The organism is Stenotrophomonas daejeonensis (genome assembly GCF_001431505.1).
In the GTDB taxonomy this organism is placed as follows: domain Bacteria; phylum Pseudomonadota; class Gammaproteobacteria; order Xanthomonadales; family Xanthomonadaceae; genus Stenotrophomonas; species Stenotrophomonas daejeonensis.
Genome location: NZ_LDJP01000111.1, coordinates 1 through 11,289, shown reverse-complemented (window position 1 = coordinate 11,289; position 11,289 = coordinate 1). Strand labels below are relative to the sequence as shown.

The window sequence follows — 11,289 nt, the reverse complement described above, 5'->3', positions numbered from 1 at the left end:
ACGGAGTCCAGATGGTTCAGGCATCACTGGCCACGTTTGCCCCTCATCCGCCCTTCGGGCACCTTCTCCCGGAGGGAGAAGGGAACAGCATCAAGCATCCTTGGCTTCGTGCGGGGCGGCAGCGGCGGCGGCATCGTGGCCGAGTTCGTACTCGGCATCGTATTCCCACACGCTGCCGTCGGGCCGGGCCGGGCCGCAGGAGATCGAGATCGCGCCCTGGTCGGCGGGGCCGACCACGCGGCGATTCACTGCGAACAGGTTGCGGCCCAGGTCGTTGCCGGCTGGTGCGGTATTCGGGGCGATGCTGCGTGCCGCCCACTCGGCGGCATCGACCAGCACTTCGAGGGTGCCGGCTTCGCCATCGAGGCGGATCATGTCGCCTTCGCGGATGCGGGCGATCGGGCCGCCGCGCGCCGCTTCCGGAGTGACGTGGATGGCGGCCGGGATCTTGCCCGACGCGCCGGACAGGCGGCCGTCGGTAACCAGCGCCACGCGCCGGCCCTGGTTCTGCAGCAGGCCGAGCAGCGGCGCCAACGAGTGCAGCTCCGGCATGCCATTGGCGCGCGGCCCCTGGTAACGCACCACCGCCACGAAGTCCTGCGGCAAGGCGCCTGCGGCGTGCAGCTTGTTCAGTACCTGCGGCGCATCGACCACCACCGCAGGGGCCTCGATGTGGCGGTACTGCGGCTTGACCGCCGACAGCTTGATCAGCGAGCGGCCCATGTTCCCGCGCAGCAGGCGCAGGCCGCCCTGCGCTTCGAACGGGTTGATGGCCGGGCGCACCACCTCGGTGTCGGCGCTCTCGGCCACGGCCGGCACGTAAGCCACCTTGCCGTCGATCAGGCGCGGCTCCTGCGCATAGGCGCGCATGCCGCCCTCGGCAATGGTGGGCAGGTCGTCGTGCATCAGCCCGGCGTCCATCAGTTCGCGGAACACGAAGGCCGGGCCGCCGGCGGCAGCGAAGCGGTTCACGTCGGCTTCGCCATTGGGATAGACGTGGGTCAGCAGTGGCACGATCTGCGAGAGCTGGTCCATGTCGTCCCAGGTCAGCACGATGCCGGCCGCGCGGGCCACCGCGATCCAGTGGATGGTGTGGTTGGTGGAGCCGCCGGTGGCCATCAGCGCGACGACGGCATTGACGATGGCGCGCTCGTCGATCAGCCGGCCGAGCGGGCGGAAATCGTCGCCCAGCGCGGTGATCTCCAGCGCGCGTGCGGCGGCGGCACGGGTCAATGCGCCACGCAGCGGCAGTTCCGGGTTGACGAACGAGGCGCCCGGCAACTGCACGCCCATCGCTTCGAGCAGTACCTGGTTGGAGTTGGCGGTGCCGTAGAAGGTGCAGGTGCCCGGCGCATGGTAGGAGGCCGATTCGGCTTCCAGCAGCTCGGCGCGGGTGGCCTCGCCGGCGGCGTAGCGCTCGCGCACCTCGGCCTTCTTCTTGTTGGGGATGCCCGGGGTCATCGGCCCGGCCGGCACGAACACCGCCGGCAGGTGGCCGAAGGCCAGCGCGCCGACCAGCAGGCCCGGCACGATCTTGTCGCACACGCCAAGGTGGATGGTGGCGTCGAACATGTCGTGGCTCAGGCCGATGGCGGTGGCCTGGGCGATGATGTCGCGCGAGAACAGCGACAGCTCCATGCCGCCGCGGCCCTGGGTGACGCCGTCGCACATCGCCGGTACGCCGCCGGCGACCTGCGCGGTGGCGCCCAGTTCGCGCGCGGCATCGCGGATCTGCTGCGGGTAGTGCTCGAACGGCTGGTGCGCCGAGAGCATGTCGTTGTAGGCGGTGATGATGCCGAGGTTGGGGGTCACGTCGCCGCGCAGCCGGCCCTTGTCGGTGGGGCCGCAGGCGGCGAAGGCGTGGGCCAGGTTGCCGCAGCTCAGGCGGCTGCGGAACGGGCCCTCGCGCAGCGCGGCCTCGATGCCGGCCAGGTAGGCCGCGCGCGACGGGGCGCTGCGCTGGCGGATGCGTTCGGTGATGGCGTGGATTTTCGGATGCAGGCTCATTGGCTACCGGCTATGAGAAGAGTGGGGGAGGAGACACGGCGGATGCAGGGAGCAGGAAGGTTCCCGTTCCGCATTCCCGGTTTCATGCGCACCAGTGCACGTGCAGCTTGGCGCCGGGTGTGTCGATCGCCGCCAGCACGGGGTACTTGTGCACGTCGCCGGATTCCAGCGCGGCGTTGAGCACGTCCAGCTTCTGCTTGCCGCGCAGCAGCAGCAAGCGCTTGCCGATCGGCGCCAGGCCGCGCGGGGTCAGGGTGATGCGCAGGGGCCAGTCGTTCGCGACCGGGCAGCCGGTGGCGTCCAGCGCGGCATAGGGCTGCTTGCTGCCCAGGGCCAGTTCGAGATCCCTGGAACCGGGGAACAGCGAAGCGGTATGGCCGTCGTTGCCCATGCCCAGCACCACCATGCAGGCCGGCTGCGAATGCGAGGCCAGCAGGTTGGCGTCGTGCACGCATTCGGCCAGCGGCTTGCCCACCCGCACCAGCGGGTCGAAGTGCGCGCCCTCGGCGAGCTTGAGGAAGTTCTCGCGCACCAGCCAGGCGTTGCTGTCGCGGTCCTGCGGCGACAACCAGCGTTCGTCGGCCAGGCCCACTTCCACGCGCGCCCACTCCAGCGGGTGCTCGGCCAGCCGCGCGTACACCGGCGCCGGGGTGGTGCCCCCGGACAGCAGCATGCGGGCACGGCCGCGCAGGCGGATTTCCTCGGCGAGGATCGCCGCCATTTCCCTGGCCACGTTCTCGCTCCAGCCTTCCGCGTCGGAATGGCGGGTCAGGGTGAGGCGGTCGGAAACGAGTTCGCTCATGGCTGGGCTCCGGGGTGCGCCCGTTCCGCATCGACCGCGCAGGCGGCGGCGCCGAGCAGGCCGGGGCAGGGGTGGACGATGGCCAGCGAGGGCACCTGCGACAAGGTGGCGGTGAAACGGCCCTTGCTTTCGAAACAGTGGCGGAAGCCGGAATGCTGCAGCGGTTCCAGCAGGCGCGGCACCAGCCCGCCGGTCAGGAACACGCCGTCCCAGGCGCCCTGCACCAGCACGGCATCGCCGGCGATGGCGCCGAAGATCTCCATGAACACCTCGATGGCGCGCATCGCCACCGGGTCGCCGGCGGCAGCGCGCTCGCTGACCTGCGCCGGCTGCAGCTGGCCCGGGTCCTGCCCGGCGATTTCGGCCAGCGCGCGGTGCAGGTTGACCAGGCCGGGGCCGCAGATGAGGCGCTCGTTGGAGACGCGGCCGAACTGCCGGGTGAGGATTTCCAGGATGCGGATCTGTTCCGGGGTGGCCGGGGCGAAGCTGGCATGGCCGCCTTCGGTGGCCAGCGGGTAGTTGCGGCCATCGCGCACCAGCAGCCCGCCCACGCCCAGCCCGGTGCCGGGGCCGAGCACGCAGTAGTTGCGCGGCTGGCCGGCATCGGCCGGTTGCCACTGGGCGCCACCGATCTGCACCACGTCCTGCGGTTGCAGCAGGGCGATGCTCATCGCCTGTGCGACGAAGTCGTTGATCAGGTGCAGCGTGCCGAAGCCCAGTTGCGCGGCGGTACGCGAGCGCGAGATCACCCACGGGTGGTTGGTGATGCGGGCTTCGTCGCCGTCCACGCGCCCGGCCACCGCGAACACGCCGGCATGCGCGCTGGCATCGTGTTCGCGCAGGTAGCAGGCGGCGGCCTCGGCCAGCGACGGGAAGCGGGCGACCGGGTATTCGCCGATGCTGTCCTGGTCCAGCGGCGTGGCGGCGCGGGTGTCGGCCAATGCGAAGCGGGCGTTGGTGCCGCCGATGTCGGCAACCAGCACGTGGTTGGCGGCAGCACTCACAGACCGGTTTCCACGCGGTTTTCGGCGACCAGCGCTTCCGGCAGGAACTCGTGCGACTGCTGCGGCCCCCAACTGCCGGCCGGGTAGGGCTGCATCGGCAGGTCGGCGGCCTTCCACGCGTCACTGACGCTGTCGATCCACGCCCAGGCCGCGCGCACCTCGTCGTCGCGCACGAACAGCGCGTGGTTGCCGTTGAAGGCGTCCAGGAACAGGCGCTCGTAGGCGATGCGGCGGTGCAGGCCGGTGGGCACCGACAGTTCCAGCTCCAGCGGCTGCAGTTCCAGCGCGCCCCATTCCGGGCCGGCCAGCGAGCTCATCAGGCCGAGCTGGATGTTTTCCTGCGGCTGCAACTGGAAGGTCAAGCGGTTGGGTTGGGCGGCGTGGCGGTCCGGGCGCTCGAACAGCCAGTGGGTGACCGGCTTGAGGTTGACCTCGATGCGGGTGGTGCGCTCGGGCAGGCGCTTGCCGGTGACCAGGTGGAACGGCACGCCGGCCCAGCGCCAATTGTCGATGCGCGCGGTGACGCCGACGAAGGTTTCCGCCTCGCTGCCTTCCGGCGGCTGGTAGGCCTGCGCCGGCTGGCCGTCGATGGTGCCGGCGACATAGCGGCCGCGCACGCTGTCGCGGGCGGCATGGGCGGCGTCGAGCGGGCGCAGCGCGCGCAGCACCTTGACCTTCTCGTCGCGGATGCGGTCGGCCTCCAGCGAGGCCGGCGGCTCCATCGCCACCAGGCACAGCAGCTGCAGGATGTGGCTCTGCACCATGTCGCGCATCGCGCCGGAGCGCGAGTAGTAGGAGTCGCGGCCATCCACGCCGTCGCTCTCGGCGACCAGGATGTGCACCGATTCGATGTAGTTGCGGTTCCACACCGCCTCCAGCAGGGTATTGCCGAAGCGCAGCGCCATCAGGTTCTGCACCGCGGCCTTGCCGAGGTAATGGTCGATGCGGAACACCCGGTCCTCGTCGATCAGCGCGCCGATCGATTGCAGGATTTCCTCGGCGCTGGCCGAGTCCGAGCCGATCGGCTTCTCCAGCATCAGCCGGTGCGGCGCCGACAGCGCGCCGCCCAGCGCCAGCCCCTGGCAGGTGGAGATGTACAGGCCCGGCGGGATCGACAGGTAGCTGACGCAGCGGCGGTCGTTGAACTCGCGCACCGCCTCGGCGATGGATTCGGGGTTGCGCAGGTCCACCGAGCGGTAGTCGATGCGGTCCAGCAGGTTGTTGACGTCGTCCCGGCTGGCCTGCGGCAGGGCCTGTTCCAGGCGTGGGCGCAGGATGTCGTGGAATTTCTCCGTGTCGTGCGGCGAAAGCGCCATCGCGCGTACCCGGAAATCCTCCGGGAGCAGGCCGTCGCCGAGCAGGCGCAGCAGGGAAGGAAACAGGTAACGCTGGGCCAGATCGCCTGTGGCACCGAACAGGAGAAGGGTGTCGTGCATGGCTCGAGTTTCGTGCGCTGGTGACATCGTTGTCAATCGCCTTTTTCTTGTGTTCCCGTGGGTATTCCGCCAATGGCATGTCCACGGTTGCGATCGCTGGCGCGAGAGGTGGCCGACGCGCGCGCCGGGGCCGCAGCCCTGCCGCACGCTGTCCGCATGCCGGGCCGCTGGCGTCCCCGTGGTCGAAACCGTGAGCCCCCGATGGTGCCATGACCAAACGCCCGCGTGGCAGAATGTTTCGACTGTATTCGTATTCGGAAGATCGCCCCGGCCGCCGCCCGTGGCCACGAAAGAGCGAGGCAAGCGATGGCGGATGTGCGGTTCGATGCGGTGCGCAAGGTCTACGACAACGGCCAGGTGGCCGTGCACGGGGCCAGTTTCGGGATAGCCGATGGCGAGCTGATGGTGCTGGTGGGGCCATCGGGCTGCGGCAAGTCCACGCTGCTGCGGATGGTGGCCGGGCTGGAGGAGATCACCGGTGGCACGCTGTCCATCGGCGGGCGCGTGGTCAACGACGTCGCGCCGAAGGACCGCGACATCGCGATGGTGTTCCAGAGCTACGCGCTGTACCCGCACATGACCGTGGCCGAGAACCTGGCCTTCGGCCTGAAGCTGCGCGGACACGGCAAGGCCGAGGTGGCGCGGCGAGTACGGGCCGCCGCCGACATGCTGGGGCTGGCCGGCATGCTCGACAAGCTGCCGCGCGCGATGTCCGGTGGACAACGCCAGCGCGTGGCGCTGGGCCGGGCGCTGGTGCGCGAGCCGGCGGTGTTCCTGCTCGACGAGCCGCTGTCCAACCTCGACGCCAAGCTGCGCCATTCGGTGCGCGCGGAGATCGCGCAGCTGCACCGCACGCTGGGCACGACGATGATCTACGTCACCCACGACCAGGTGGAGGCGATGACGCTGGGCCAGCGCATCGTGGTGCTCAACGAGGGCGTGGTCCAGCAGATCGACACGCCGATGGCGCTGTACGAGCGCCCCGCCAACCTGTTCGTCGCCGGTTTCCTCGGCAGCCCGGCGATGAACGTGTTGCACGGCCGGCTGCTCGATGGTCCGCGGTTGCAATTGCGGAACGACCGCGTGCTGGCACTGGATGGCGCAGCGGTGGCGCGGGAATGGGCGGGGCGCGAGGTGGCGGTGGGCGTGCGCCCGGAGCACCTGCAACCGGCCGGCGAGGGCGAGGCCGCCCTGTTCGTGGCGACGGTGGAAGGCATCGAGCCGGTGGGCAACGAGATATTCGTCAACGTGATGCTGGATGACGCGCCGCTGGTGATGCGCGTGGCGCCGCGGCCGCTGCCGCCGGTGGGTGGCGAGCTGCCGCTGGTGCTGCGCGCCGACAAGCTGCACTTCTTCGATGCGGCGACCGGCGTGCGGCTGTAGCGCACCTTGGTGCGCGATGGGGCTTTCCCGGTAACGCCTGCCCGGTAACGCCTGTCGCGCACCAGGGTGTGCTCCTGCGGAAGGTCAGCGCGCCAAGCCTTCGACAAATGGCAGCACGTCCACCGTTTCGCCGGCGACGCTCAAGTCCGTCTCGCCGGTATCCAGCGGCAACACCGCCAACGCCAGCTCGCCGGCAACGCTCACCAGCGTGCCGATGGCCTGTCCGTCTTTGCGGACCTCGTCGCCGGGTGCGGCGCCCGCGGTGATTTCCAGCAGGGTGGCCGCGCGCTTGGCCTTGCCGAGGAAATGGGTGCGGGCGACGATTTCCTGCCCGGGGTAGCAGCCCTTTTTCACGCTGTAGGCCGCCAGCCGTTCCAGCCCCAGTTGCTGTGGCGTCCATTGCTCGCGCTGCGATGGGGCCAGCCGCGGCAGGCCGAAGCGCAGGTCGGACTGGCGCCAGGCCAGTTCCGCCGCCGCATCGTGCGCGGCATCGCCGGTGGCGGACAGGCGCAGCGTGCGCGGGTACGCCGGGCTGCCGACATCCAGTTCGATCGTGCCGTCGTCCAGCCGGGCAAGGGCCGCACCCGTTGCGGCAACGGGTGGCTGGAATGCGCCTTCGACGGAAAAGTCGCCGGCCCGCTCGATGGCCAGCTTGCGCCGGAAGACGAAACGACGCAGCTGTTCGGCCATCGCCTCAATCTCGCCGTCGTGGCACACCAGCAGCAGGCGCCCGGCATCCAGCCGCAGCAACTGGAAAACCGCCAGCACGCGGCCCTTGGCGGTCAGCCACGTGCTCCATTGCCAATGGCCATCGGCCAGCGCGGCCACGTCGCTGGCGAACTGGGCATGGGCGAAGGCGACGGCATCGGGGCCGGAAAGGCTCAGCAGCTGCGGCTGGCGCAGTGTGCGGAAACCGTTGAAAGCGGGGGCGAGGTTGTCAGACACGTGAACGAGGACTAAAATTTGTGCGTTGCGAGACCGATGATGATAGGCCAAACAACCCCAACTCCCGAGCCCGAGGCCGAAGCTCCGCTGGAGCCGGAGAAGCAGCCGCTTCCCGGCGCTGCAACGGTGCCGGAGGAAATCGGCGGTCGCGGCGGACTGGATCCGGTGCGATACGGTGATTGGGAGAAAAACGGTCGCTGCATCGATTTCTGAGCAGCGTTAGCCAACGCGGCAACCCGCCGCCCAGCCGAGATAACGAGTCAGCGAATGGCGAACAGACCCCGCCCCCTTTCTCCGCACCTGCAGGTGTATCGCTGGCAGATACAGATGGCCACCTCGATCCTGCATCGAGCCACCGGCATCGTACTGTCCGTAGGCGCCCTGATCATTGCCGGCGGCCTGCTCGCCCTGATGATGGGCCCCGAATCCTGGAACTGCTTCACCACCCACGCCGGCGCGTGGTACGGCAAGGTGATCCTGTTCGGCTGGACCTGGTGCTTCGCCTACCACCTGTGCAACGGCATCCGCCACATCGTGCAGGACTTCGCCATCGGCTACGCCAAGGCGACCTTCATCCGCAGCAGCTGGATGTCGGTGATCGGCTCGCTGGTCATCACCGCGCTGGTCTGGGCCTACGTCTGCTGCTTCGGAGGCGCCGCATGAGCAAGTACCGCACCCCCCTGAAGAACGCACGCGGCCTCGGCAGCGCCAAGTCCGGCACCGTGCACTTCATCCACCAGCGCCTGACCGCCACCGCGCTGGTCGCGCTGACCATCTGGTTCCTGTGCTTCGTGCTGAGCCTGGTCGGCGCCGACTACGTGACCGCGGTGACCGTCGTGGCCAAGCCGTGGAACGCGATCGCGCTGGTCGGCTTCCTGGTCGCCATGTTCTGGCACGCGCAGCTCGGCCTGCAGGTCGTGCTGGAGGATTACATCCACAACTCGTTGCTGGCCCTGGCCCTGCAGACCACGGTCAAGTTCGTCGCCGTGCTCGGCGCGATCGTCAGCATCTTCGCGGTCGCCCGCGTCGCGCTTGGGAACTGATACATGTCCGCTTACAACATCACCGAACACAAGGTCGACATGGTGGTCGTCGGCGCCGGCGGCGCCGGCCTGCGCGCGACCTTCGGCCTGGCCCAGAAGGGCCTGCAGACCGTCTGCATCACCAAGGTCTTCCCGACCCGCTCGCACACCGTGGCTGCGCAGGGCGGCATTGCCGCGGCGCTGGCCAACATGGGCGAGGACGACTGGCGCTACCACTTCTATGACACCGTCAAGGGCGGCGACTGGCTGGGCGACCAGGATGCCATCGAGTACATGTGCCGCGAGGCCATCCCGTCGGTGATCGAGCTGGAGCACTACGGCGTTCCGTTCTCGCGTACCGAAGACGGCAAGATCTACCAGCGCCCGTTCGGCGGCATGACCACCAAGTACGGCGAAGGCCCGTCGGCGCAGCGTACCTGCGCCGCCGCCGACCGCACCGGCCACGCCATGCTGCACACGCTGTACCAGCAGTCGCTGGCGCACGACGCGCGCTTCATGATCGAGTATTTCGCGCTGGACCTGATCTTCGACGACGAGGGCGTCTGCCGCGGCGTGCTGGCGCTGGACATGGCCGAGGGCACCCTGCACCTGTTCCGCGCCCACGGCGTGGTGCTGGCCACGGGTGGCTACGGTCGCGCCTACTTCAGCGCCACCTCGGCGCACACCTGCACCGGCGACGGCGGCGGCCTCGTGGCCCGTGCCGGCCTGCCACTGCAGGACATGGAGTTCGTGCAGTTCCACCCGACCGGCATCTACGGCGCCGGCTGCCTGATCACCGAGGGCGTGCGCGGCGAAGGCGGCATCCTGCGCAACGACAGCGGCGAGCGCTTCATGGAGCGCTATGCACCGCACTACAAGGACCTGGCCTCGCGCGACGTGGTCAGCCGTTCGATGACCATCGAGATCCGCGAAGGCCGCGGCGTCGGCGAGCACAAGGACCACATCCTGCTCGACCTGACCCACCTCGGCCCGGGCGTGATCGACGAGAAGCTGCCGGGCATCGCCGAGAGCGCCAAGATCTTCGCCGGCGTGGACGTGCACAAGCAGCCGATCCCGGTGATCCCGACCGTGCACTACAACATGGGCGGCATCCCCACCAACTACCACGGCGAAGTGGTGCGCAAGGTCGGCGACAACCCCGATACGGTGGTGCCGGGCCTGTACGCCATCGGCGAGGCCGCCTGCGTGTCGGTGCACGGCGGCAACCGCCTCGGCTCCAACTCGCTGCTCGACCTGGTGGTGTTCGGCCGCGCGGTGGCCAACCGCTGCGCCGAGACGATCAAGCCGGGCGCGCCGCACAAGCAGCTGCCGTCCGACGCCTGCGACAAGGCGCTGGGCCTGCTGGACAAGCTGCGCCACGCCAACGGCGACACCCCGACCGCGGTCATCCGCGACCGCATGCAGCGCACGATGCAGGCCGACGCCGCGGTGTTCCGCACCAGCAAGACGCTGGCCGAGGGCTGCGTGAAGATGGCCGAGGTGTTCGACTCGTTCCAGGACGTCAAGGTCTCCGACCGTTCGCTGGTCTGGAACTCGGACCTGATCGAGACCTACGAGCTGAACAACCTGCTGCTCAACGCGGTGGCGACGATCAACTCGGCCGAGCAGCGCCACGAGAGCCGCGGCGCCCACGCCCACGAGGATTACCCGGACCGCGACGACGTCAACTGGCAGAAGCACACGCTGGTCACCGTCGACGAAAAGGGCAAGTGCAGCTTCGACTACCGGCCGGTGCACATGTACACGCTCACCGACGACGTCGGCGTCGTGCCGCCGAAGCCGCGCGTCTACTGATCCGGGGAACCTACGAACATGGCTGAATTTGCACTTCCGAAGAATTCCCGGATCACCCAGGGCAAGCATTTCCCGGCCCAAGGCGAAGGGAAGAACCTGCGTACCTTCAAGGTCTATCGCTGGAGCCCGGACGACGACCAGAACCCGCGTACCGACACCTACGAGATCGACCTCGACGCGTGCGGCCCGATGGTCCTGGACGCGCTGATCAAGATCAAGAACGAGATCGACCCGACCCTGACCTTCCGCCGCTCCTGCCGCGAGGGCATCTGCGGTTCGTGCGCGATGAACATCGACGGCACCAACACCCTGGCCTGCACCCGCGCGATCAGCGACTGCGGCAAGGCCGAGGTGCCGATCTACCCGCTGCCGCACATGGACGTGGTCAAGGACCTGGTGCCGGACCTGACCCACTTCTACGCACAGTACGCCTCGATCAAGCCGTGGATCCGCACCCAGACCCCGGCGCCGTCGGACCGCGAGCGCCTGCAGTCGCCGGAAGACCGCAAGAAGCTCGACGGCCTGTACGAGTGCATCCTGTGCGCCTGCTGCTCGACCTCGTGCCCGAGCTACTGGTGGAACGGCGAGCGCTACCTCGGCCCGGCGATCCTGCTGCAGGCCTACCGCTGGATCATCGATTCGCGCGACGAGGACACCGGCGCCCGCCTGGACGACCTGGAAGACCCGTTCAAGCTGTATCGCTGCCACACCATCATGAACTGCGCCCGCACCTGCCCGAAGGGCCTGAACCCGGCACTGGCGATCGCCGAGATCAAGAAGCTGATGATGGCGCGCCGCGCCTGATGCTGTATTCCCTTCTCCCGTTGATGGGGAAGGACGATTAGCCCATCTCCCTCCGGGGTGAGAGGGGCAGC

General features: G+C 68.9%; 11 protein-coding genes. 6 read left to right on the top strand and 5 right to left on the bottom strand.

The genetic code is table 11. The annotated features are described in order from the left end of the window. Positions 1–90 precede the first annotated feature (90 nt). From edd to zwf, 4 genes are all read right to left on the bottom strand, one after another. Positions 91–2,007 (bottom strand): phosphogluconate dehydratase, encoded by a 1,917-nt coding sequence (gene edd, locus ABB34_RS14480; protein ID WP_057642086.1) that lies wholly within the window; start codon positions 2,005–2,007, stop codon positions 91–93. Positions 2,008–2,089: 82 nt separating this feature from the next. Next, a complete protein-coding gene (locus ABB34_RS14475) occupies positions 2,090–2,809 on the bottom strand; it encodes a 6-phosphogluconolactonase (RefSeq protein WP_057642085.1) in 720 nt (239 codons plus the stop codon). Continuing rightward, positions 2,806–3,813, bottom strand: coding sequence for a glucokinase (glk, locus tag ABB34_RS14470; RefSeq protein ID WP_057642084.1), 1,008 nt, complete (start codon positions 3,811–3,813; stop codon positions 2,806–2,808). The genes ABB34_RS14475 and glk overlap by 4 nt, the downstream gene beginning before the upstream one ends. Beyond that, positions 3,810–5,249 carry a glucose-6-phosphate dehydrogenase gene (gene zwf, locus ABB34_RS14465; RefSeq protein ID WP_057642083.1) on the bottom strand — a complete coding sequence of 480 codons (1,440 nt, stop codon included), beginning with the start codon at positions 5,247–5,249 and terminating at the stop codon, positions 3,810–3,812. Before zwf ends, glk begins: the two co-directional genes overlap by 4 nt. A 306-nt stretch (positions 5,250–5,555) precedes the next feature. On the opposite strand from zwf, the gene ABB34_RS14460 reads away from it, so the two are divergent. After that, complete coding sequence (locus tag ABB34_RS14460; protein WP_057642082.1) at positions 5,556–6,632, top strand: ABC transporter ATP-binding protein; 1,077 nt, start codon at positions 5,556–5,558, stop codon at positions 6,630–6,632. 84 nt (positions 6,633–6,716) lie between these two features. Here ABB34_RS14460 and ygfZ read toward each other — a convergent pair whose 3' ends face one another. Next, entirely contained in the window at positions 6,717–7,577 is an 861-nt protein-coding gene (ygfZ, locus tag ABB34_RS14455) for a CAF17-like 4Fe-4S cluster assembly/insertion protein YgfZ (protein WP_057642081.1), read from the bottom strand. A 36-nt stretch (positions 7,578–7,613) separates the two neighbouring features. Between ygfZ and ABB34_RS15060 the strand changes: the two genes are divergently transcribed. From ABB34_RS15060 to ABB34_RS14435, 5 genes are read left to right on the top strand one after another with little or no spacing between them, the layout of a single operon-like run. Beyond that, positions 7,614–7,790, top strand: coding sequence for a DUF1674 domain-containing protein (locus tag ABB34_RS15060; protein WP_338062560.1), 177 nt, complete (start codon positions 7,614–7,616; stop codon positions 7,788–7,790). A 54-nt stretch (positions 7,791–7,844) separates the two neighbouring features. Beyond that, the gene (sdhC, locus tag ABB34_RS14450) at positions 7,845–8,240 is read left to right on the top strand and encodes a succinate dehydrogenase, cytochrome b556 subunit (protein WP_057642080.1); all 396 of its coding nucleotides are present in this window, start codon (positions 7,845–7,847) and stop codon (positions 8,238–8,240) included. Continuing rightward, positions 8,237–8,620, top strand: coding sequence for a succinate dehydrogenase, hydrophobic membrane anchor protein (gene sdhD / locus ABB34_RS14445; protein WP_057642079.1), 384 nt, complete (start codon positions 8,237–8,239; stop codon positions 8,618–8,620). The genes sdhC and sdhD overlap by 4 nt, the downstream gene beginning before the upstream one ends. Before the next feature lie 3 nt (positions 8,621–8,623). Then, a complete protein-coding gene (gene sdhA, locus ABB34_RS14440) occupies positions 8,624–10,414 on the top strand; it encodes a succinate dehydrogenase flavoprotein subunit (protein WP_057642078.1) in 1,791 nt (596 codons plus the stop codon). 18 nt (positions 10,415–10,432) lie between these two features. After that, a complete protein-coding gene (locus ABB34_RS14435) occupies positions 10,433–11,218 on the top strand; it encodes a succinate dehydrogenase iron-sulfur subunit (RefSeq protein WP_057642077.1) in 786 nt (261 codons plus the stop codon). Positions 11,219–11,289 lie beyond the last annotated feature (71 nt).